The following is a 22,769-nucleotide window of genomic DNA, read 5'->3' as shown; positions in this document are numbered from 1 at the left end:
AATTATAGCGTCATTCAAGCTGAAAATAAACGCACAAGTATACGCCGCCTGATGCGGCTGCAGACGCTGAAAAGGACGATCCTGCGCTCGCAGCAAAGCAACAGGTATCGTCCTCCTTACACTCGTCCTGACGCCGAAACCCGTTTACCGAACGAATTCGACGGTCACGAAAACAAGTTCCGCTTCGCCCGTGTTGGTGAGATCGTGCACGAAGGCCGTATCCGGCGACAGATCTGACATATGCCGGGTATCACCCGCCCTGTAGGTCACGTCCAGAATGCGGCCATCCGCCTGACGAGAAGTCGCCTTGCCATCGGTCAGGACGCTCCAGAAATAAGGCCGCTCGTGCCGGTGGGCGGGCAGCGTCTCTCCCGGCGCCAGTCGAAGATGCCAGACTTTCACGCCGTTTTCTTCCGACACCAGATGCGTCCCGACCCTGTCGGTCGCCATTGCGATCTCTGCCTTGCTCATTGGGTTGGTCATGCTGCCACCGGATAGCTTGTGTAACCTGCGGCATCTCCACCGAAGAGCGTCGACCCATCGAAATCGGCAAGCGGCAATCCGTCCGCCAGGCGGCGCGGAAAGTCCGGGTTCGCGATGAAAGGACGACCGAAGGCAACGAGGTCCGCATATCCATCTGCAAGGATCCGGTCTGCCTTCACCTTGGTATAGCCTCCGGCAACAATGACGGTACCGGAGTAGACCTCTCGCAAGGCAGCCCGGAAGCTTTCGGGCGTTTCAGGCGCGTCGTCCCAATCGGCCTCGGCAAGATGAACATAGGCAAGACCGATTTTGTCCAGTTCCCCGGCGAGCTTCAGGATCGTCTCAGGTGCTGCCGGATCGTCCATGCCACGCTGGGTGATGAAGGGTGAAAAGCGAATGCCGGTCCGCTCCGCCCCGATGACTTTTGAAACGGCTTCGGCCACTTCCCGCGCAAACCGGATGCGGTTTTCCTGACTGCCGCCATAAGCATCCGTCCGCCGATTGGAGGTCGATCTCAGGAATTCGTCGATCAAATACCCATTGGCGGCATGGATCTCGACACCGTCAAACCCGGCTGCCCTGGCGTTGGCTGCAGCTGTCCGGTAGTCCTCGATGATGGCAGAAATTTCCTCGGCCGTGAGTGCTCGCGGAACGGGACATTCGATCATGCCACCCTGCCCGGTCTCCGGATCAACCGCCCAGATGGACGCACCCGGGGCGATGGCCGAGGGAGCAACCGGCTGACCTCCACCCTGGAACTGGGCATGGCTCATGCGGCCGACATGCCAGAGCTGCAACACCATGCGTCCGCCTTTTTGGTGAACGGCGTCCGTCACCTTGCGCCAGCCATCGACCTGTTCCGCCGAATGGATGCCGGGTGTGAAACTGTAACCTTGGCCCTGCGATGAGATCTGCGTGGCCTCGCTGACAATCATCCCGGCGCTTGCCCGTTGGTCGTAATAATCCGCCATCATGTCATTGGGCACATTGCCCGGCTGCGTACTGCGCGAGCGCGTCATAGGAGCCATCACGATGCGCGACGGCAGGGCAAGGGAACCGAGGTCATATCGGTCGAACAGACTGGTCATGGAAAGTCCTTTCACAAACGTCAGTTGATCAGAGCGCCGCCGTCGACATCGATCACGGCACCGGTCATGGAAGGGTTGTCGATCAGGAGGACATAAGCCGCTGCAACATCCGCCGGTTTTGCGAAACGCCCGGCGGGAAGGGCCTCTGCAGCCTTGTTCAGCATGGCTGTCCGGGCGGCCGGATCCATTGCGGCGTAAGCGGATGTATCGGTAAGGCCCGGGCTGACGACGTTGACCCGGACGGGAGCAAGCTCCTTCGCCAGCACCTTGGCACCTGCCTCCAGCGCCGCATTCATTGCGGTTTTCACAAAGGTTCCGGGAACCGTTCGCCGCGCCAAAAAACCGCTGGTGAATGTTACGGTACCGCCCGGTCGAACATGCTTGGCCGCAGCCTGCGCCACCGCGACCGCACCCCAGAATTTCGTGTCGAAAGCGGTTTTGGCTGCCTCGAGATCAAGACCGGACACAAGTCCACCCGGCGCCTGGCTGCCGGCCGTGAAAACCACATGGTCAACCGGACCGATCGCGGCGAAATAGACAGCAACCTTTTTCGGGTCTTCAACGTCCAGTCCATTGGAGCGCCCTGCGCGCAAGACCTCTCCCGGCCGGCTTTCCAGCACGTCGGCCACGGCACTTCCGATGCCGGATGTACCGCCAATGACCACGGTTCTTGTTTCCTGGGTAAATGCCATCTCACGCACTCCTTTGGTCGGTTTCCCGGAAGACGGTTTCAATCAGCTGACCGGTGGGCGTGCGAAAGAACAGACGACGCTCGCCCAGTTCCGGCAGCTCCATGGGGGAATAGGCAATGCCAAGCCGTTCCAGCTTTGCCCGGAAGGCCTCGTAACCTTCGAGGCGGAAACCGATGTGGTCCCAGCCGTCGGCCTGCCGATCCTCTTCTGCGTGTGGAGGAATTCCGATCAGATGAATGAGAGGTTCATTGCCGTAGTAGAGCCAGTGCCCCGGAATTTGGCGGATGCGGCGAGGACGCGGACGCTCCTCCAGACCGTCGAAGACCCGAAGGAAGAAGGCACGTGTCGTCACCAGATCGTGGGTTCTAATGGTGATATGATCGAGCAGCATCCCGTTTCCTTTCCGGCAGCAATCATCTGACTGCCGTTGTTGCCCACGAACCTAATGCTTGCGACAGAGCCAGATAATTGAGACAATTCCGAAACCAAAATTCGGAATTTTCGAATAATGATGGACAATCTCGCACTGTTCGTGCGCATTGCAGAAACGGGAGGCATTGCCTCCGCGGGCAGGGAGATGGGCTATTCCCCCGCTACGACGTCCGAGCGGCTGGCAGCACTTGAGGCTCACTATGGCGTCAGGTTACTGACACGGAGCACGCGCGCCCTCAGTCTGACCGAGGAAGGGCGCTTGCTGCTGGACGGCGCCCGTCGCCTGCTCGCCGAGGCCGAAGAGCTGGATGCCCGTATCCGGTTAGGCGCGGAAAGACTGGCCGGACCCATTCGCCTGTCAGCACCGCTTGACCTCGGCAGAACACGCCTTCGGGCAGTGCTGGATCGGTTTCTGGAAGCTCATCCGGACGTGACGATCGATCTTCACCTGAGCGACGGTTTCGTGGACGTTGCCTCGCAGGGGTACGACCTTGCGATCCGGTATGGTGAGTTGAAGGATTCAACACTTATCGTCCGCAAGCTTGCGGCCAGCGCCCGGATTGTCTGTGCGGCTCCGTCTTACGTGGAACGCCATGGCCGTCCGCACCATCCCCAGGACCTTACCCGGCACGATTGCCTGCTGATGCGTTTTGGCTCCGAGCCCGACAATGCCTGGCAGTTCCTGATCGACGGCAAGATAGTGCGCTGTCCGGTCAGTGGACGGCGCACGGCAAATGACGGCGGACTGGTGCGCGACTGGTGTCTCGCCGGGTTCGGGATTGCCCGCAAGTCCCAGTGGGATGTTGCTGAAGACCTGGCAGCGGGCAAACTCGTGCCATTGCTGCGGGAATTCGAGCTGCCCCCCGCCGGGCTACAGGCTGTTTATCCAAAAGGCCGGTCGGGGGTGCGGCGGATCAAGGCCTTGCTGGAGGAACTGGAACCTGCATTCAAATGAAGGCAGTCCAGCCGACAGCGATTGGTCAGTCGTATTCGGGCCAGACTGCGTCCCCTGCCCCGTCCGGCCGGTACTCCAGCCGTCCCTTTTGAATCTGCCATTCGATGAAATATTCGCCCGTACTCTCGACGACGGGTTCAGCGCCCCGGACAACCGGGTCGAACAGGGTCAGACGCTGGGAATGTGCGCCCTTGTGGCAAACCGCGACAAAAAGCGGACGTTCCGGGTCTTCGCGCATGGTGTAGATACCGTCCTGCTCGCAATTGTCCGCATCACCCGAACAAAACGAGCAGCCAGAGATATCAAGTGGAACGACCTCTCCGGACACACTGTCCGACACGACGATCCGGGCGTCTGGCGTGGGCTCGAATGTCCACGACAGGGAGCTGCCTACAATCTCGACTGCTTCGCCCGGCACCGGCTCGCCCTTCCGGCTTGCGTCTTCGACCAGTTCGTAGGAAGGGCACCACGGATTGGCAAAATCCTCCAGTAAAGCCAGCGCCTCGCTTTGCTGAAATGCCAGCGTCATCTCGCAGGACGCCATGTTGATATAGGACGCGGTATTTCCCGGGAGCTTACCAAGCAATCCGCATTCGCTCTGGCGCAGCGCCTCCCAGGTTTTTCCACCTTCAAACAGCTGTTTCGTATGCGCGGGATTGCAGAGCCGTTCAGCGAGTTTTTCGCGTCTGCGGTCCAGTTCCGCCCGCCGTTCCGCTGCCCGGTCCTCCAGGCACTCGCCAATCGCGGCGCCGCCGATCCGGTTCGCTGGATCCGCCTTGCAAGACTCAATCTCGGCTTCAAGACCCGCCGGCAATTTCGGTTCGGGATCAGGCGTCTGCGCGGTTGCCGCTGAACTTGTTCCGGCAAGGAGAACAATGAATGCCAGGAAAGGCCGTAGGGTTTTGCCGTGATCCAGCGTCGCAGAGGGCCGGGCAGCTTTGCCGCGCCTGACGGCTGTGGATTGCCCGAACCAATTCTTTCTCCCGCCAGTCATCGTGGCACTCATGGCATTCCCCCAGTTGCTGTTGACGACAGCGGTTGCTTGCGACGTCCTCGACAATCTTCATAAGCCGGATCAACCGTTTGTGAAACGCGAATGCTCTAGCGCCGGAGAGCAGAGCCCTGCATCCCCCAGATGGGCCATGGCCGGTAGACACAAAAAAGCGACGAACGGTCCAGCCGTTCGCCGCGTGTTCATCTCGTGCCGGTGCCGCTTTGTCCGAAGCGTCACCGGCCGGTTTCAGCCAGGATGGCAGCGATGTCTAGAGTATCATCAATCCGATGAAGACCATCACCACCGCCAGCACACTCCAGGCCATGAGCTCCTGAAATTGAGACTGACGGGATCTGACCTCGCTCCAGGTGCGGGCTTGCGCACCCTGTCTCAAACCGAATTGCGGGTGGTTGATGGAAGCATCCGACACGTGCCGGAACCGGTCTCGCAGCTCTGCTGCCCGGCGGGCACCGCGGTCCTCGTTTATCGTCCGATACCTCAGTTGCATGTGTGCATCCTCCGTATGTGCCAGTCTGGCTGCGACGGAGGTAAGAAGCACAACGCCCCTTTTCAAATGACGGATTTGTAATCTTTCCCGGCCGCCCTGCACATGGTGCCACCTGGCGGCTGGCGGGAATTTCGGGAGCCAGACGCGGATCAGGCCACTGAAAGTTCCTTCGCCTTGGCCTTGTCTTTTTCCTTGGCTTCGGCTTCCGCGACTTCATCGCCGTCTGTGTCGAAATCGGCCTCGTGTTCCGGGTCGTCGTCGACGGAAATCGACAGGTTCTTCTCGACCTGCCGCAGCAGCTTCCGCAGTTTCTTGCGGTCCTTGTCCTCCAGACCGGACATGGCTTCCCGTTCCAGACGCTTCCAGGCCTTGTCCACCGACAGCACCAGTTCACGGCCGACATCGGTCAGATAAACGCGGGCAAGACGGCCGTCCGTGTCGGAAACCTGGCGGCGAACATATCCCTGACTGGAAAGCCGGGTCACCATCTTGGTGACGGTGGGCGGCTGCACACCAAGCGCGAGAGCCAGCTGGCTCATTGTGCGCCCGTCCGTATCTGCCAGAACCTTCAGCACCAGTTCCTGGCCGGGGTGCAGCCCGATTCGCATTAGATGCGCCCCGGACCGGGCCCGCTGCGCCTTCGCCGCCTGAACCAGCCGAAACGTTATGCTTTTCTTGTAATTAAAAGCCATCGCAGCAACCCCGTCTTCCAATCAACTCGAATCACGTTCATCAATGATGCGGCGGAACCCTAGCGGGAGTATTTAACCGTCAAATGACACTCGCCCGGGAAAAGTCGATTTTACTGAGACTGCGCAGACTTGGCGCCTGTTATCCAGCTAACTTTTGAGGTACCGACCGCTGACGTGCCTCTGTCAAACCGTGATACAGACCATTACCATGGACATCCGACGCCTTTTCAAAGCGCGTCAGCCGGCTCCAGTGCGCCATGCAGCGCATCGGAAACCTCGCGGCAATATTGACTGTATTCGGCGGAAGTCCGGAAACTGTCTTCTCGCGGGTAAGGCGCGTCGATTTCCATCTCGCGTATCACCCGGCCTGGCCGGGCGGCCATCACCACGATGCGACTGGAGAGATAGACGGATTCGAATACCGAATGCGTCACGAAAAGCACGGTCCAGCCGAAGGTCTTCTGCAGGTGCAGCAGGTCGTTGTTAAGCTTGAACCGGGTGATTTCATCAAGCGCGGCAAAGGGTTCATCCATCAGAAGAACTTTTGGCCGGGTGACAAGCGCCCGGGCAATCGAGACCCGCATCTTCATGCCGCCGGATAACTGACGGGGAAAGTCTTCGGCAAAGTCGGCCAGTCCGACGGTCGCAAGTGCTTCCATCACCCTGTCCCGGGCAGCCTGGCGAGATACGCCCTTTAACCGCAGTGGCAACCAGACATTGGCAAAAACCGTTGCCCACGGCATCAGGGTCGGCTCCTGGAACACGAACCCGAGCTCATGTTCCTCCTGCCCGCTTCGCTCCGCCGGCCAGGAAACGGTGCCCGTGCTGGGATCTGACAATCCGGCGATGATCCTGAGCGCACTCGACTTGCCGCACCCGGATGGCCCAAGCAGGGACACGAATTCACCTTCACGCACATCCAGGGAGAAATCGTCGAGCGCGGTCGTGCCGTTTTCGAAAACCTTGCCGATACCGTTCAGGGATACGACGACGGGGGCCTTTTTGTGTGACGTCATGTGATCGCTTCCAGCGTTCCCGTTAGGTGAACCGTCTCCACAGTATCCGTCAGTCCTTGACCTTGAGCGCCCCCGCAAGCAGCGGAATGGCAACCGTCAGCACCGCAACGGTGATGAACGACGCTCTCAGCGAGAGATAATCGCCAACAAAGCCCAGCAGCGGCGGACCGAACAGAAAAGCTCCATAGCCAAGTGTCGCAACGGCCGCAAGGGCAGCCCCTTTCGACATGTGCGGGTCACTGGCTGCCCGTGACATGGCCAGCGGAAACAGCACCGCATATCCAAGGCCCATCACGAAACAGCCGGCCCACACAGACCACAGACCTGCGCCGGAGACCAGCAGGATGCACCCGAGCAGCGCGACGATACCGCTGACCCGCGCGGTCGGCACCGGCCCGAAGCGGGCGATCACCTTGTCACCGGACAGGCGCATGATCACCATGGCGATAGAAAAAATCGTGAAAGCGGCGGGCGCGATCGACTCGGCAATGGCAAGATCCTCGATCTGATAGAGCGCGGCCCAATCAGTAACTGCGCCTTCACCCAGCGCTGCCACCAGCGCCATCAGCCCGACCAGCACCAGAGCCCCCTTGGGCAGCGCGAAAAGCGGTGCCTTGCTGCCATCTTCGTTTTCCGTCTTGGTCTGCGGCCAGGATTGGCGCCAATACCAGACAAGGAATGGCGCCGCGACGATGCCCCACAGGACAAAATGCGACAGCACGCTGAGATCCGCCATGATCGCAAGCCCGCCGGCCAGGGCAGCAACACCCGCACCCAGGCTGTACAGCCCGTGATAGGAGGACATGATCGGACGCTCCAGCGCCTTTTCCACTTCAGCACCCCAGCCGTTCATGGAAATATCCAGCGCACCAATGCTCAGCCCTGCCAGGAACAATGCCCCTGTCAGCAGGGCCACGTTGGGCGAAAGACCGATCAGAACGAAACTGATGATGTTGGCGACGGCCAGCAACTTTGTCATGGGGGCCGCGCCCAGGCGGTCGATCAGCATTCCGGTAATGGGAAAGGCGACAAACGCACCGCAAGCCATGACAAGCAGAAGAATGCCGAAGCCGCTTTCATCGAGCCCGGTTGCAGACTTGATATTGGGAATTCGCGATGCCCACGTACCGATACTGGTTCCGCACATGAAGAAGATCGCCGAAACGACACGACGCGCGGCAATGGCTTGGCGCTGAATTGAAACTGACATGGAGCTAACATTTTCTGGGAGGGCGAGCGCCCGAAAGGGAGCCGTCTTTCTGTCACGCAAGTGCCAGCCTGACAAGCATCATTCCGGGTGAAATAAGCAGCGCCTTAAACCAGCTTCCGCGATAGGAAAAAATGCCTGCAGCCAGGTCTCGATTCTGTGCAGGACCAGGATTGCTGGCTCAAGTGGCCAGCCCGGACAGACGGGACTGGATTTCATTGGTCCGCTCCACTGCGGACTGATAGGCGGAAATGGCTGCAGCGGTTTCCGCCCGGGCCCTGTCCCCGCTCGTTCCGCCAACAGTCTCGGCACTATCCGAGCCGCCAGAATTGTTCCGGCCAGTCGTGCTGTCCGCACCGACAGTCTCAAGATCGGGACCGGAGGCGGAATTGACATTCCCGTCGTCATCATCCCCGGACAGTTCTTCCGACTTCTTCTGCCGGACTTCTGCCTGCGCTTCGGAAATCTGGGCCCTTGCCTGCTGCGCCACCTTCAGATCCTGAGAAGACGGATCGGCAGGTGCGGTCGCAGCGCGAATGACAACCTGCATCTTGCGGATCGTGGCTTCCGGTGTGCGTTCCTTGGAGGTATCGATCTGGACCTCGCCCCCTATGGCATACCGCTTGCCGTCCGGTCCCTGCTGAAAGGTGTAGCTGGGCGCCCCGGCATAAGCACCGCCAACACGGGCATGTGCCTGCTCATGGGCACGGACTTCCTGGTCACGCTGTTTCAATTTGTCGACCTGCTTTTCCTCGGCCTGGTCAAGGCCGTCGCCATCAGGATCTTCGTCCTTTGCAGCATCATCCTGCGCCTGGCCAGCTCCACCGCTGGCGGCTTCGGCCTCCGCATCAGCACTGTCGCCAGCAGGCGCCGCATTTGCGGGCGTTCCGGTCTCGGTCTCTTCGCTTTCGGGAGTTCCGGGTGCAGTTGCCTGGCGGGATCTACCCGGCGCATCGGCAGCCCCGTCGGCTTCCTGCAGGGCGATCACGGCTTGTGCGGTCAAGATCGGCGTGTTGCCGGCACGGGCAGAGATTGCCTGGGCACTTGCCTGGCTTGCACGCGCAGAAGCCTGGTCCCGGCCCTGGGTATTTTCCCCAGAACCAGGATCGCGTTCAGCCGCGACACCGCTTCCTCTCAGGATCGTTGCCGGCGTATTTGACAGGATTGCGCCGATCATGGCGCGGATTGTCCCAAAAAGGCGTCAGCAAATTCTAAACACCGGTTAAGAATCCGGCATCATAAGTTCGTGAAGACCCACTCGCTCAATGGCCGTTCTGCTACCGCCTCTTGCCTGCCCGGACACGCTATGCAAAGGAGAAAGTGACGTATCTTCAAAGCGGAACGGATCCATGCTGCCCAAGCCGTATTGGCAAGACATGACAACCCTCGACTTTCAGTCGCAAGGAGTTGAAGACTGGATCGCGGTTCTTCCCGTTGCGGCCATCGAACAGCACGGCCCGCATTTGCCATTGTCGACGGACACGACGATTGCAGAAGGTCAGGTCAAGCGGGTACTCGAGCTTCTGCCCTCTGGTCTGCCTGTCACTTTTCTACCCGTACAGGCCGTCGGCAAATCGGACGAACACATCTCTTCACCCGGTACATTGACCCTGGCCTGGGACACGGTCACACGCGCCTGGCTAGAGCTGGGTGAAAGCGTCGCTCGTGCCGGAATTCGCAAACTTGTGCTGATCAACTCCCATGGCGGCAACGTTCCTGTTCTGGATATCGTGGCGCGGGAGCTACGCGTGAAACACGACATGTTCGTCACCGCCACCAACTGGCTGCGGTTCGGTCAGCCCGACGGGCTGTATGCCGACGCGGAATTCACCTACGGCATACATGGCGGCGACATCGAAACATCACTGATGTTACATCTGCGTCCTGATCTTGTCCGCATGGAGCTTGCCACCGATTTTCCGTCGGAACAGCAAACCTACCTGCAGGAATTCAAGCATCTGCGTGGCCACGGCAAAGCCCAATACGGCTGGAAAGCGCAGGACCTAAACGTAACGGGCGCGCTCGGCAACGCCTCGCTGGCCACGGCTGAAAAGGGTCGGCAATCGCTCGATCACGCAGCACGCGGCTTTATCGAGCTGCTTGAAGACGTCAACAACTTCGATCTTGCAAGGCTCTGGTCACCGGCACCTTGAGACCAGTCGGAATTCGTCCCGAGCTTGCCGGGACGGCTTGAGCTTACGCAAAGGGAAGCATTCGATTTCGTAATATAGCAATATTACGGAATTAAAGCAGGTATTATTCGCGTTTATTCAGCTAAACCCACAAGAATACACAACAATTCTCTGCATGTGTTGACCTGCACCTGTTTAGGCGACACATTAATAAAGGTGGAGATTTGAGAGGGCGGTTCTCGCAGAACCATGAATCTTTCTATTCGGCAACTGGCGACCTTTCGAGAGGTCATGCGAAGTGGCTCGATTTCTGAAGCCGCGCGTACGCTTGGCCGGACGCAACCTGCAGTCAGCTCCACAATCGCGGGTCTTGAAACCGAACTGGAATTGAAACTGTTCGTTCGCGAGCAAGGCCGTCTGGTTCCGACACCGGAAGCGGAATTCTTCCTGGAAGAAGCGGAAGCCATTCTCAAGCGGCTGGAAATTTCCAAGCGCACCCTGCGCGGTCTCGCCAACCGGGAACACGGCCAACTGCGGGTCGCTGGCATACCGGAAGCGACGGCCGATTTTCTGCCCAACAGCCTGTCGAAGTTCATTGCCGACAAGCCAAGCGTCAAGGTTGCCCTGGCCAGCAGAACGTCAGCCGAAATCGAGGAACTGATCGCCGCACAGCAATTCGATATCGGATTTGCAGAAACACCGAGAGCCAGAAATTCCTTCGACCAGATCGACTTCGACCTGGAATGCATGTGCGCGATCCCCGCGACCGACCCCCTGGCCTCAAAGGAAGTCATTACCCCGACTGAACTGGATGGATATCCGCTGGCGCTGCTTCATTCAGAACATCGCAGCCACCGGCAGACACTCGCCCGTTTTCGCGATGCCGGAGTTCGCTTCAACCAGCGCTTCGAACTTCAGACGGCCTGGCTTGGGCTCCGCTTCGTCGAAGCAGGCCTCTGCGCCCTGATGTGCGACATGATCACGGCCTACAATGCGCAGGAAAAAGGTCGGCTCGGCATGGGCCCACCCATGATCGTCTTTCGTCCGTTCCGGCCGCGCATACAGAACAGCCTGTCGATCCTCACACCGACCCACCGGCCGATTTCCATTGTCGCCAAGGACTTTTGCGACTTCCTTGCCGCGGAAGTGGAAAGCATCCGCACATCCATGATCAAGCGGACAGCCTGATCCTTTGCCGGAAACGTCCGGCCCGTATGTTCAGTGGTGTCGGGAAGCAGTTTTCGACGACCAAATGCAAGCGACTGACGGCGGTCCCGCCGTCAGACAATCTGCGGTTCGCGGTTATTTTCTTGCGATATTCCGCGGTCGATGGGGCTTGCACAATCTGTCAGACGCACGCCTGATCAAACAAAGTCGAGCTGGCTGCACCGGTATTTCAGTTTGACACACCTACGGACACCCACAGGTCTCTGGCGGGATGTCCGGAAGGCTGGTCTGTCACCAGATCAGGCGGCTGCGTTCTGGAAAATCGCGCTGTTGGCAGCGACGATGGCAACCGCATTGGTGCGATTTTTCGCCCCGAGACGGGTGATGGCATTGCGGATATGCGCTTTGACGGTCGCAATCGACACGTCCAGCTCATAGGCAATCTGCTTGTTCACCTTGCCTTCGCACAGCTTCACCATGATTTCCAGCTGGCGCGGCGTCACCAGGTCGGTGAGGTTGATCGGCCAACGGATGCCTGCGGCGAACGGGCCGGCGCTACCATTGACTGCGGAACTTGTCGGCAAGGCGAAATGAGCGGTCATCACTATGTTCCTTGGGTTTGTATTCCTCCGTGGTGGCAGGACTTTTCATGATTATCCGGCTATTGTAAAATGTTAAAATGCATACTGCATAATGTTAAAGTTTTGCAATTTGATCCTGAAGGGTGCCAAGCGTGAGCAAAAAACTCTATTCCGGCCACACGTTGAGGCAAATCCGCTCGGATTTCGGCCTTTCCCAGGTGGAGTTTGCAAAGAAAATCGGCCTGTCCACCGCCTATGTAAACCAGATCGAAAACAACAACCGCCCGGTCACCGCCTCGGTGTTGCTAACGATTAACAGGATCTTTGGCGTCGATCTGTCGGCTTTCGAGCAGAACGACCTCGACCGGGTGGTGCAAGATCTTCAGGAAATTTTCGCCGACACCCAGTTTCTGACAGCCTCCGTCGGCCGGCAGGAAGTGCATGAGCTGGTCACTCGGGCACCAGGCGTCACCAAGGCGATCATGGATCTTTACGGCGCGCTGCGGACCTATCACGACCGGGAAGCGAACGAGGACGATCTGGTCCAGCTCGGCGGTAGTCCGGAAAGCGGTCCCGGACCTCGGAAATCCGCTTATGAAGAGGTCCGCGACTATTTCCACTACATGGACAATTACGTTGACAGCATCGACCGGGCAGCGGAGAAGCTCTCGCTGGAAATCGGACTTTCAAAAGCCCCTTCGAAGTTCACCGCCCTGACCACCTGGCTTCAGGAACGCTTCGGTATATCAGTCACGGAATTTCCGGACTATCGAGGCACGTTGATCCGTCAGGACGATTTCGCCCGCACCATCGCGCTCTACAGTGCCATTCCGCAATCGACCAAGAGCTTCCTGCTTGGGTCAGTCGTCGCCGAACTGTGTGTCCGGGACCTCATTTCAGAAGAGGTCACCAAGGCAAGGTTCAAGACCAAGTCGGCGGAAAGCATCGCGCGGTTGGCCTTGCGGAACTATTTCGCGGGCGCCTTGATCCTGGCCTATGACGACTTCCTGAAAACCGCTGCGGAAACCCGGCACGACATCCAGCTTCTGTCCAACCGGCTGGACGCCAGTATCGAGACTGTCTGCCACCGTCTGTCGACCCTGCAGCGCCCCGGCGCCAAAGGTCTGCCTTTCTACTTCGTGAAGATCGACCGGGCCGGCAACGTCGTCAAACGCCACAGCGCAACCCGGTTCCAGTTCGCCCGCTTCGGCGGCTCCTGCCCGCGCTGGAACGTCCATCAGGCCTTTGAACAGAACTCCAACAAGTTCACCTCGCAGGTCGCCCAGATGCCTGACGGAGTACGCTATCTTTGCGTGGCGACCAGCATCACCAAGCACCAGCCGGACTACCGCAGCGGCGAGCGCCGCTACGCGCTTGGTATCGGCTGCGAGGTGCAATATGCCGATGCGGTCGTCTATGCCGACGGGCTTGCGGTCGACGAGATCTCCTCGCCCGAGCCCATTGGCGTCAACTGCCGCATCTGCCCGAGGGACAATTGCGACCAGCGCGCCTTCCCGGCCGTCGACAAGGAACCTTTCATCGATTCAGGCCAGCGCGGCATTGTGCCATATCGGGTGAAGGCGGCTGATTAGGTGTGAAATTTCAGAGGCTTGCCGGACACGCCGCAAGCAACTCAATTCAGGTTTGTTCAGCTTAAGTTAGCGCGACTCAGTTCAGCCTAACCAACTTCCCCCTCATCCTGAGGAGGACCGTCAGGTCCGTCTCGAAGGATGGGCCGCTTGCCCAGAATATGCCGCCCATCCTTCGAGACAGCGCCAAGGCGCTTCCTCAGGATGAGGCAGTGGGTGGGCAGATTTCAGCAGAATGGACCAACCACACCCAATTTCTCCGACCAGTGCCCCCTCAGCCCCGTTGCTCCATCCGGATCATGTCCGCCGCCTTTTCCGCGATCATCACCACGGGCGAAGCCGTGTTGCCGGAAACGATCTTCGGCATGATCGAGGCATCGATGACCCGAAGGCCGTCGAGACCGCGAACTTTCAGCTGAGGATCGACGACCGACTGTTCGTCCGGCCCCATCCGGCAGGTTCCGACCGGGTGGAAGATCGTGGTGGCGATATCGCCGACCTTTTTCAGAAGGTCCTCGTCGCTGTCGACCTGAGGCCCCGGCAGGATTTCCTCCGGCTGGTAGGCCTGCAAGGCCTTGGCCGTCATGATCTCCCGTGCCTGACGTACGGACTTGAGGGCAATGAGCTTGTCATTTTCCGCCGACAGGTAATTCAGCTTGATGTCGGGTTGCTGCCCACTATCACCGCTCTGAATATGTGACGCACCAACGCTTTCCGGACGAAGGTTGCACACCGAAACCGTGATTGCCGGGAACGGATGCAGCGGGTCGCCGAGCTTGTCGGTCGAGAGCGGCTGGACGTGATATTCGAGATCCGGCGTTTCAAGTGACGGATCTGACTTGGTGAACATGCCGAACTGGCTGGGTGCCATCGACATGGGCCCGGATCGCATCAACCCGTATTGAAGCGCAATCGAGGCTTTTCCGAAAAGACTATTGGCCATGGTGTTCAGGGTCTTGGCGTTCTTGACCTTGTAGACCGTTCGGATCTGAAGGTGATCCTGCAGGTTCTCGCCAACGCCAGCACGTTCATGCTTCACCTCGATGCCGTGCTGCGACAGCACCGCGCCATTGCCGATGCCGGAAAGCTCCAGGATCTTGGGTGAATTGATCGCCCCCGCAGCCAGTAGAACTTCGCGCTCCGCCCGCGCGGTCCGTTCCTGCCCCTTCACGGTGAAGGTAACACCGGCTGCGCGCTTGCCTTCCAGCAGGATCGACCTGGTTTCGGCATGGGTGATCAAGCGCAGGTTCGGCCGTTTCAGTGCCGGGCGAAGGAAACCTTTCGCCGTGTTCCAGCGAACGCCGCCATTCTGGTTGACCTCGAAGAAACCGCTGCCTTCGTTGCTGCCGTCATTGAAATCCGCACGCGGTTCGACACCGAACTCCCGTGCGCCTTTCTGAACGGCTTCGAGGATTTCCCATTTCAGGCGCTGCTTGGAGACTTTCCACTCACCGCCACCACCATGCAAACCTGACTTTCCGGCATGATGGTCTTCCGACTTCAGGAAATAGGGCAGCACATCATCCCAGGACCAGCCGACGTTGCCAAGCTGACGCCAATGGTCGTAATCCGCCGCCTGGCCGCGCATGTAGATCATGCCGTTGACGGACGTGCAGCCACCCAGAACCTTGCCACGCGGATAGACCAGGCTGCGTCCGTTGAGGCCAGGCTCGCTGGCTGTCTTCATCATCCAGTCGGTGCGCGGATTGCCAATGCAAAAGAGATATCCGACCGGGATATGCACCCAGTGATAATTGTCCGAACCGCCTGCTTCCAGAAGCAGCACCTTGATCGAAGGATCCTCGGTCAGCCGGTTTGCCAGAACACAGCCGGCCGTTCCGGCCCCAACGATCACATAATCGTAGGTTCCATCGAGTGAAGTCGGACCGCTCATGTCGTTTCCCGTTTCCTGCCCATTTCCTGTCCGCAGTCTTTCCTGCTGCGGTCCAAACTTCGATGATCTGCATCATGCCGGACCAGGCAATCTTCCGCCGGCACTGATGAGACCCTTTAACACCCTCATCCTGATCAGGTTTTCTGTTTCTTCGCAAACTCGAAAAAAGACATATGTGGGCGCTCGCCGATGCGAATTCGCCCGGCTGTTTCCCTCACACTAGAAGATCCTGACGTTTCGGCAATTCCTCCAAGAGGACTATTCGTCCATGACATGCATATCGGCCCAGAAGGACCGAAGAGCATCTGTCAGCTTGCAGTAGGTCCGGTAGCGCCGGTCGTAGTGCGATTTCATCGCAGCCACCGGCAGGTATTCCTTCTGCGCCCTCGTCATGGCTGCAACAGCCGTCTCGTAATCAGGGAAGAGACCGACACCAACACCGCCTCCAATGGCCGCGCCCAGCGCACCCGTCTCACGGGCTTCCGCAACGGTGATCGGAACGCCCAGGCAATCGGCGAACATCTGCGGCCAGACCGGGCTGCGTGACCCGCCTCCGGAGAGCACTGCCCGGTCGAACGTGACACCGGTTCTCCCGAGCACCTCGATATGGCGGCGATGTTCAAAGAGAACCCCTTCGAACAAGGCCCGCAGCAGGTGCCCTTCCGAATGCCAGCCGGCGAGACCATAGAACCCGGCGCGGAAGTCCGCCCCAAGCCGCGAGCCGTAAAGGAACGGATGAAAGAACGGGTCGTCCGCCGCGGGCGCGACCTCCGCGATCCTCGCGTTGCAATAGCCGAACGGATCGTCGTGATGTTTCCCGCGCTCCACCAGCTCCCGCACATACCATTCCAGGTTGGCAGCCGATGTTGCGCTCGATTCGATATTGACGAACCGGCCGGGGGCAAAACCCGAGGCCATGAACATTGCCTTGTCGACGATCGGGGCCTCCGAAAAGACCTGATTGATGCTCCAGGTGCCTGCAATGATCGAGGCTTCGCCGGGATGGACAACGCCCGACCCGAGCGCGCTGGCGATCACGTCAAAATAGCCGCCGACAACCGGCGTCCCTTCCTTCAGTCCGGTCGCAGCCGCGGCTTCTGCCGTGACATGCCCGGCCACATCCGCCGGTTCGACCAGATGCGGCAGCATCGGCTCCGCCTCGCCGAGACCATAAAGTTCCAGCAGCTCCCTGTCATAGAGATTGTCCGGCAACCTCAGCAAACCGCACCCCGACATGTCGGAAATCTCGCTGACGCGTTCTCCGGTCAACTTGAAGGTGATGAAGTCCTTGCACAGGAGCACGGTTCCGGTCCGGGCATAAAGATCCGGCCGGTTATCCTTGATCCAGGCAAGCAGCGTCGGGGTCTGGGATGGCCAGGGCTCCTGCAGGCTCAGGGCGTGCAGCCTGTCGCCATGCGCCTCACGCAGCTTGCCTGCATGATCCGCGGCGCGCGTATCCAGCGACTGGATGCCCAGCAGTGGCTCATGGTCCTTGTCCAGCAGGTAAAGACCATTGCCGTGCCCGGCACAACCAACTGCCGCGATCTGCGAAGGCTCGACACCGGCTTTGTCAAGGCACTCGCGGATAACCGTTTGCGCATTGCGCCACAACTCTCCGAGATCGCGTTCAACATGTCCGGGAGCAGGTGAAAACGATTGGCCGTCCAGTGCGCTCATCGCCACCTGGCGGCCCGCCAGATCGAACAGGACAGCCTTGATCACCGTGTTGCCGGCATCAAGCCCCAGCAGATAAGTCCTGTCGTCAGCCACGATTATAGATGTCCCATGCTTCGTCACCGTCGGCACCGTTGTGGATCATCGCCATGAGTGCCGCAACCACCGCTTTCGGGTTGTCGTGCTGATAGATGTTGCGTCCATAGACCATGCCCTTGGCACCCTGGCGCATCAGTGCAGCGGATTTCCTGAGAACGGTCTTCAGGTCTTCCTTGCCACCACCACGCACCAGAACCGGAACGCGCGCCGCTTCGACCACCCGGTGGAAATCTTCCGCGTTATCGGTCGGGTCCGCCTTGATGATGTCAGCTCCCATCTCGCTTGCCAGCCGAACCAGTGTCACGATCTTGTCTGCGTCGCCATCAACCTGATAGCCACCCCGGATGTCGTTCGGCAGCATCACCAGCGGCTCGATCATCAACGGCATGCCGTACTTGTGGCAGGCAGCGCGCACCCTGGAGATATTCTCCACGCATTGGCGAAACAGCTCCGGCTCGTCCGGCAACATGAACAGGTTCACCACGACACAAGCCGCATCCATTTCCAGAGCCCCGATGATCGGCTCGTCGGCATTCTGCAGCAGCGACCACATCACCCGGTGGCGCTGGTCATTGTAGGGGTTGCCCATGTCAATGCGCATCACCAGCGCCGGCTTGTCCTTCTCCGGACGCGACTGCAACAGATCCGCCTGGCCATAGGCCATCTGGATCGCATCAGGCCCGGCCTTGACCAGGGTGTCGACAACCCCGGCCATGTCTTCCAGGCCAACCATGAAGCTCGGTTCGTTGCACACGCCATGATCAACGGCGACATCCAGGCAGCCGCCGTGGGTGAACATCCGGTTCATCCGGGCTTTGGGGCTCAAACGCATATTCTGCTCCTGCTTGTGTCTTGGTTCCGGCGATCTTCAAACGAAACGCCGTGATAGGTGGAAAGGTCTTCGATCAGCCGGTCACGCTGAAGCCCGCGCTCTGCGTCGGACCAGCCGAGTTCTTCACCGGCGACAGCCGCCAGCTTGTCGAGCAGCTCTTCACTCATTAGTCCTTGGATGGCGAGTGTCGTCCGGCGCAACACGATGTCGGCAAGGGTCACCACGCTTTCGCGGGAGGCGAGGAACGCGATCTCCGCCACTGTGATTTCCGTCTGCGGCGAAAGTGCCACGTCGTCCGGCCGGCCCTGACAAAAAGCCAGCAGCTCCGTCGCTGTGGTGCCATAGGTCGACACCAGGTGCGCTGCGCGCGCGGGACCAATGCCATGGTTCGAGATCAGGTCGCGCTCCAGGATCACGGCAGCATCAGGAAAATCCTTTCCGCCGCCGATCGGGCACGACAGGGTGCCGACCTGCCTGGTCCGGCCAAGTTCGTTGAGCACTTCGTCCGTCGCCTGTTCGGCAAAGGCACGGAACGTTGTCCACTTGCCGCCGATCATGCAGATCTGCGGAACGGGTCCTTCGATACGCTTGGTAAAATGGCCCCTGGAAATCCGGCCGGTGAAATCATGATCGCTCTTCGGCAACGGCCGAATGCCGCTGTAACTGAAAACGACATCATCCGCATTGAAGCCGATCTCCGGAAAGACCAGCCGGAGCGAGCCCAGAATGTAGGCTTCTTCTTCCGGCTCACAGCGCACACGTTCGGCCGTCTTGACGCGGATATCCGTCGACCCGGCCAGCACCTTGCCGAAGAACGGAAAGACAATGCAGACCCGGCCATCCGAATTCTCGAAATAGACCATATGGCCGCCAAGCGCCTTCTCCAGCGCCGGATTGTCGAGAATGAGATGCGATCCCTTTGTACCCGACACCAGGCGTTCGTGGCTGGAATTGCCGGCAAGCTCATCAATGGCATCATCCAGCCAGGCGCCAGTGGCATTGACGAGGATCTTCGCCGAGATCTCTTCCGTTCGGCCGCTCACCTGATCTCGCACAACAAAACCGCTCCCGGCCGGCTCAAGACAGGCATAGTTGAGGGCGACACAGTCCGGAGCCACCTCTTCCACTTCCCTGACCAGTTCCAGACCAAGCCGCTCCGGGTGGCTGATCCAGGCATCGTGATAAGTGGCCGAACACCGGATGGCACCGGTCAGTCCAGGCCAGGTATCCCGGGTCGCCTTCGCCCCGCGGAAACGGTGTTTCGGCAACAGCCGGCGTTTGCGTGTCACCCAGTCATAAAGCGTCAGTCCGAGCTTGATCGGAACCGCTCCCCGGCTGGAAGGCTGACCTGAAAAGCCGAAGAAACTTGCCGCGCTGTTCAGAAGTCCGGAAAAGAGCGAGCCGATCGGAATGACGGTCGGCAGCGGATGGACCAGATGGGGCGCATTGACCAGCAGTGCGTCGCGTTCGCGCAAGGATTCGCGCACCAGGTCAAACTCGCCGTTTTCCAGATAGCGCAATCCTCCATGGATCATGCGCGACAAGGCAGAACTGCACCCCGAGCAAAAGTCGTTCCGTTCCACCAGCAGCACCCTGACACCCTGCAGCGCCAGATCTCGGTAGACCCCGATCCCGTTGATACCGCCGCCGACGACAACGGCGTCGAACGCGCCGTCACGCGCGATACGGTCCCATTTTCCTTGCCGTTGTTCGGACATGCCTTCCCCGTTCACCGGACGGATGCCCGGTGCCCTTTCCAATCTCAATTTCGAAGTCTCTTAAGCGGCGAGTTCGGTCAGATGGGTCGCGGCGGCATCGCCGATGAGCCCGATTTCTTCACTGGTCAACCTGAGGCGCCCCGCCTTGGCATTCTCCCGCGCCTGCTCCGGATCACGGGCTCCGCACAAGGAGAAGGTGATGCCCGGCTGCTGCAGCGTCCAGGCGATCACCACCTGGGCCTTGGTGGCTCCATGGGTCTCCGCTATCGGTGCGATGGCGTCCATCAATCTGGCAACCTTGCGGCGGTTTTCGACCGAGAACCGCGGATTGTCCTTGCGCTGATCATCACCTTCGAAGGTTCTGTCAGGACCGATCTTGCCCGTCAGAAGGCCCAGCGCCAGCGATGAATAGCTCAGCACCGAAACCTTTTCCTTGAGGCAGAGCGGCACCAGGGTGTCCTCGATGTCGCGCTTGATCATCGAATATTCTTCCTGGATCGCGTCCAGCTGCCCTGCAGCCACATAGGCCTTCACATCGTCGGCGGTCGTGTTGCTGGCACCGATGGAGCGGATCTTGCCCTGGGTCTTCAGGGTTTCCAGCGCCTCCATGGTTTCCGCAATCCGCGTGGTCGGATCCTGCCAATGGGTGATGTAGTGATCGATGTAATCGGTCCCGAGCCGCTTCAGGCTCTGCTCCACCTCATGGACGATCGCATCCTTGCCGAGATACCGGTGCACCGGCTTGCCGTCATAATCAAAGAAGTGATTGCCCTTCTGGGTGTGCCAGACGAGACCGCATTTGGTTGCCAGCACCACCTTTTCGCGGCGGCCTGCAATCGCCTTGCCGACAATCTCCTCCGACAGCCCCTGGCCATACGCCGGAGCAGTGTCGATCAGGCTGATGCCTTCATCGATGGAAGCCTGAATTGCGGAAATCGACTTGGCTTCATCCGTGCCGCCCCACATCCAGCCGCCAATGGCCCAGGTGCCGAGCCCGATAGCCGACGCCTCGATGCTTGAGCGTCCGATCTCGCGTGTCAGCATTTCATGCAACATTCTGTTTGCCTTCCATGGTTGCAAGGACCGCTCCCGCGGTGTCCTCGTCCAAGATGAGTGAATTCAGATAGTTTCCGTTGAGGACGGCCCGGATCGGCCAGATCTTTTCGTCGCCCGAGGTCACCCCGATGACGCGCTTGAAGCGCCGCAGCTCTTCTGGCGCCAGTGCGACCAGCCGCGAATTGAGGGCGTAGTCTGCAACCGTCCCGTCCTGGCGCATCAGGTAGGCCAGGAATTCGGCGCTGACACCGCTGCCAACCAGCATCTTGCGGTCCGATTCAGGCATCGGATGCAGGTCGTAGTAACTCGACCCGGGCGTCGCGATGGATCCGATGCCGACCAGAGCGATCGTTGCCTGCCGTGCCAGGTCCAGGACCTCGCGAATGGAGCCGACTTCCATCAGCATGTCGCGCTGTTCCCGGCTTTCGGCAAAGAGCGGCGCATGAAGCTGCAGTGCCTTGCCGCCCAGCTTCTCGGCCATCAGGCTGGCCTGATGATTGACATCCGTGTGGTACTTGCCCTGCACTCCACCGGTAAGCGGCACCACGGTGACGTCGAACTTCCGGTCGGTCTCGATGTTCTGCACCACCGCCCCGACGGCCTTGCCACCCGTGATGGCGATGATGTCGCCATCGCGGATGGTCTCCACCAGATGGTTGGCAGCGGCAAGCCCGACCTGCTTCAGCGTCGTGTTCGGGCTGCCTTCGACGGACGATGTAACCAGCGCCTTCGAGAGCGGTGTCGATTGTTCCAGCAGGTTTTCCAGATCCGTCAACCGTTGGAACGGGTTCTCGATATCGATCTTGATCATGCCCATCTTGCGGCCCTGGGTGATCAGACGGTTCACCTTGGACGTCGACAGGTTGAGCAGTTCGGCGATTTCCGACTGTTTCTTGCCTTCCAGGAAATGCAGCACGAGAACCGTGTGCATCTGGCGCATCAGCTCGATATCGTTTTTCTTGTCCGCCATCTGGTTGCCTCTTCGCTGGAGCCGGGTCAGGCGCGTTTCTTGACGAGATAGTGGTCGATGGAGACCGCCGCCAGCAGGATCGAGCCGCGGATGATGTCCTGCCAATAGACCGAGACATCCAGAAGCGCGAGCGAGCTGGAGACAACCGACAGCAGCACCGCCCCCAGGATCGCTCCGAAAATGGTACCCGAACCACCCTTGAGGCTCGCCCCGCCGATAACGGCCGCCGCAATCACGTTCAGTTCCATGCCGATGCCGAAGGTCGGCTGGGCAGAACCGAAGCGGGCCATGTAGATGATGCCGGCCACACCACACAGAGCCGAGCAAAGGGTGGTCGTGAAGAACACCACGCGCTTGGTGCGGATGCCGGAATAGGCTGCGGCCTTCTCGTTGCTGCCGGTATAGAACACCTTGCGGAACATGGTCGTGCGGCGCAGCAGGAAGTCGAAGCCGATCACCACCACAAGGAAGATCAGGATCACGACCGGGATCGGTCCGATGGACCCCTGGCCGATGAACTTGAACTCGGGTGGCAGCGTGAACAGACCGAGCGGACGCCCGCCCGTGCCCAGAAGGCACGCCCCCCGGGCGATCACCATGATCGCCAGCGACACGATGAAATGATGAAGGCCGACGCGGGTGACAAAGAACCCCATGAACGCCCCGATGGCCGTGCAGGCGGCAATCGAAATCGCCGACGCGGCCCAGGGGTCGACCCCGTTCAGAAACAGCCAGCCGGCAATCACCATGGCGAGCGCTGTCACCGAGCCAACCGAAAGATCGATCCCGCCGGAAATCAGCAGGATGGTCATGCCGACCACCACGATGCCTTCCACCGCAAAGGCCATGACCATGGCGCGCATGTTCACCCAGGTCAGGAAGTAGGGCGAGGCGAAGGACATCACGATGAACAGCACAAGGATGATCGCGATCAGTCCCGTTTCACGCATGCGCAACAGTTTGCGGATCATCGATACGTCTGCCGGTTTG

General features: G+C 59.7%; 22 protein-coding genes. 4 read left to right on the top strand and 18 right to left on the bottom strand.

The features are described 5' to 3' along the window. Positions 1-144: 144 nt before the first annotated feature. Genes FIU93_RS09725 through FIU93_RS09710 form a run of 4 tightly spaced genes read right to left on the bottom strand, consistent with a single transcriptional unit; the run spans position 145 to position 2,654 of the window. The gene (locus FIU93_RS09725; RefSeq protein WP_023003669.1) at positions 145-483 is read right to left on the bottom strand and encodes a hypothetical protein; all 339 of its coding nucleotides are present in this window, start codon (positions 481-483) and stop codon (positions 145-147) included. Beyond that, on the bottom strand, positions 480-1,571 hold the full coding sequence (locus tag FIU93_RS09720; RefSeq protein WP_055661147.1) for an alkene reductase: 1,092 nt from the start codon (positions 1,569-1,571) through the stop codon (positions 480-482). The genes FIU93_RS09725 and FIU93_RS09720 overlap by 4 nt, the downstream gene beginning before the upstream one ends. Before the next feature lie 20 nt (positions 1,572-1,591). Beyond that, on the bottom strand, positions 1,592-2,263 hold the full coding sequence (locus tag FIU93_RS09715; RefSeq protein ID WP_152505475.1) for an SDR family oxidoreductase: 672 nt from the start codon (positions 2,261-2,263) through the stop codon (positions 1,592-1,594). A 1-nt stretch (position 2,264) separates the two neighbouring features. Further along, on the bottom strand, positions 2,265-2,654 hold the full coding sequence (locus FIU93_RS09710) for a glyoxalase (protein WP_152505474.1): 390 nt from the start codon (positions 2,652-2,654) through the stop codon (positions 2,265-2,267). A 117-nt stretch (positions 2,655-2,771) separates the two neighbouring features. Between FIU93_RS09710 and FIU93_RS09705 the strand changes: the two genes are divergently transcribed. Beyond that, entirely contained in the window at positions 2,772-3,650 is an 879-nt protein-coding gene (locus FIU93_RS09705; RefSeq protein ID WP_209010326.1) for a LysR family transcriptional regulator, read from the top strand. A 25-nt stretch (positions 3,651-3,675) separates the two neighbouring features. On the opposite strand, the gene FIU93_RS09700 is transcribed toward FIU93_RS09705, so the two are convergent. The 6 genes from FIU93_RS09700 to FIU93_RS09675 form a co-directional block, all read right to left on the bottom strand. Next, positions 3,676-4,656, bottom strand: coding sequence for a hypothetical protein (locus FIU93_RS09700; protein WP_152505472.1), 981 nt, complete (start codon positions 4,654-4,656; stop codon positions 3,676-3,678). 256 nt (positions 4,657-4,912) lie between these two features. After that, complete coding sequence (locus FIU93_RS09695) at positions 4,913-5,152, bottom strand: hypothetical protein (RefSeq protein WP_152505471.1); 240 nt, start codon at positions 5,150-5,152, stop codon at positions 4,913-4,915. A 149-nt stretch (positions 5,153-5,301) separates the two neighbouring features. After that, the gene (locus FIU93_RS09690; RefSeq protein WP_031270568.1) at positions 5,302-5,844 is read right to left on the bottom strand and encodes a MarR family transcriptional regulator; all 543 of its coding nucleotides are present in this window, start codon (positions 5,842-5,844) and stop codon (positions 5,302-5,304) included. A 227-nt stretch (positions 5,845-6,071) separates the two neighbouring features. Then, positions 6,072-6,860: an ABC transporter ATP-binding protein gene (locus FIU93_RS09685; RefSeq protein WP_062486936.1), complete on the bottom strand. Its 789-nt coding sequence runs from the start codon at positions 6,858-6,860 to the stop codon at positions 6,072-6,074. 49 nt (positions 6,861-6,909) lie between these two features. Next, positions 6,910-8,070 carry an MFS transporter gene (locus FIU93_RS09680; protein ID WP_152505470.1) on the bottom strand — a complete coding sequence of 387 codons (1,161 nt, stop codon included), beginning with the start codon at positions 8,068-8,070 and terminating at the stop codon, positions 6,910-6,912. 178 nt (positions 8,071-8,248) lie between these two features. Next, positions 8,249-9,244, bottom strand: coding sequence for a putative metalloprotease CJM1_0395 family protein (locus FIU93_RS09675; RefSeq protein WP_152505469.1), 996 nt, complete (start codon positions 9,242-9,244; stop codon positions 8,249-8,251). 172 nt (positions 9,245-9,416) lie between these two features. Between FIU93_RS09675 and FIU93_RS09670 the strand changes: the two genes are divergently transcribed. Then, on the top strand, positions 9,417-10,220 hold the full coding sequence (locus FIU93_RS09670; protein WP_031270570.1) for a creatininase family protein: 804 nt from the start codon (positions 9,417-9,419) through the stop codon (positions 10,218-10,220). A gap of 228 nt (positions 10,221-10,448) precedes the next feature. Further along, the gene (locus FIU93_RS09665) at positions 10,449-11,387 is read left to right on the top strand and encodes a LysR substrate-binding domain-containing protein (protein ID WP_031270575.1); all 939 of its coding nucleotides are present in this window, start codon (positions 10,449-10,451) and stop codon (positions 11,385-11,387) included. Positions 11,388-11,665: 278 nt separating this feature from the next. Here the strand turns inward: FIU93_RS09665 and FIU93_RS09660 are convergent, their stop codons facing one another. Then, entirely contained in the window at positions 11,666-11,968 is a 303-nt protein-coding gene (locus FIU93_RS09660; RefSeq protein WP_077291702.1) for a LuxR C-terminal-related transcriptional regulator, read from the bottom strand. A 131-nt stretch (positions 11,969-12,099) separates the two neighbouring features. On the opposite strand from FIU93_RS09660, the gene FIU93_RS09655 reads away from it, so the two are divergent. Beyond that, the gene (locus FIU93_RS09655) at positions 12,100-13,539 is read left to right on the top strand and encodes a helix-turn-helix transcriptional regulator (protein WP_023003698.1); all 1,440 of its coding nucleotides are present in this window, start codon (positions 12,100-12,102) and stop codon (positions 13,537-13,539) included. Between the two features lie 271 nt (positions 13,540-13,810). On the opposite strand, the gene FIU93_RS09650 is transcribed toward FIU93_RS09655, so the two are convergent. The 7 genes from FIU93_RS09650 to FIU93_RS09620 all read right to left on the bottom strand — a co-directional run bounded on the left by FIU93_RS09650 (position 13,811) and on the right by FIU93_RS09620 (position 22,750). Then, positions 13,811-15,430 (bottom strand): GMC family oxidoreductase N-terminal domain-containing protein, encoded by a 1,620-nt coding sequence (locus FIU93_RS09650; RefSeq protein ID WP_152505468.1) that lies wholly within the window; start codon positions 15,428-15,430, stop codon positions 13,811-13,813. Between the two features lie 258 nt (positions 15,431-15,688). Beyond that, positions 15,689-17,200, bottom strand: coding sequence for an FGGY-family carbohydrate kinase (locus FIU93_RS09645; protein ID WP_152505467.1), 1,512 nt, complete (start codon positions 17,198-17,200; stop codon positions 15,689-15,691). Continuing rightward, complete coding sequence (locus tag FIU93_RS09640; RefSeq protein WP_031270580.1) at positions 17,193-18,035, bottom strand: class I fructose-bisphosphate aldolase; 843 nt, start codon at positions 18,033-18,035, stop codon at positions 17,193-17,195. The genes FIU93_RS09645 and FIU93_RS09640 overlap by 8 nt, the downstream gene beginning before the upstream one ends. Then, the gene (locus FIU93_RS09635) at positions 18,026-19,753 is read right to left on the bottom strand and encodes a glycerol-3-phosphate dehydrogenase/oxidase (RefSeq protein ID WP_173017433.1); all 1,728 of its coding nucleotides are present in this window, start codon (positions 19,751-19,753) and stop codon (positions 18,026-18,028) included. The genes FIU93_RS09640 and FIU93_RS09635 overlap by 10 nt, the downstream gene beginning before the upstream one ends. Positions 19,754-19,813: 60 nt before the next feature. Further along, positions 19,814-20,809: an aldo/keto reductase gene (locus tag FIU93_RS09630; protein ID WP_152505466.1), complete on the bottom strand. Its 996-nt coding sequence runs from the start codon at positions 20,807-20,809 to the stop codon at positions 19,814-19,816. Then, entirely contained in the window at positions 20,799-21,779 is a 981-nt protein-coding gene (locus FIU93_RS09625; protein WP_055661135.1) for a sugar-binding transcriptional regulator, read from the bottom strand. Before FIU93_RS09625 ends, FIU93_RS09630 begins: the two co-directional genes overlap by 11 nt. A 26-nt stretch (positions 21,780-21,805) precedes the next feature. After that, positions 21,806-22,750, bottom strand: coding sequence for an ABC transporter permease (locus tag FIU93_RS09620; RefSeq protein ID WP_075284065.1), 945 nt, complete (start codon positions 22,748-22,750; stop codon positions 21,806-21,808). Positions 22,751-22,769 lie beyond the last annotated feature (19 nt).

Source organism: Labrenzia sp. THAF35 (assembly GCF_009363595.1).
In the GTDB taxonomy this organism is placed as follows: Bacteria; Pseudomonadota; Alphaproteobacteria; order Rhizobiales; family Stappiaceae; genus Roseibium; species Roseibium algicola.
Note: the sequence above shows the minus strand (reverse complement) of the source record. Positions and strands in the feature narration are given on the sequence as shown.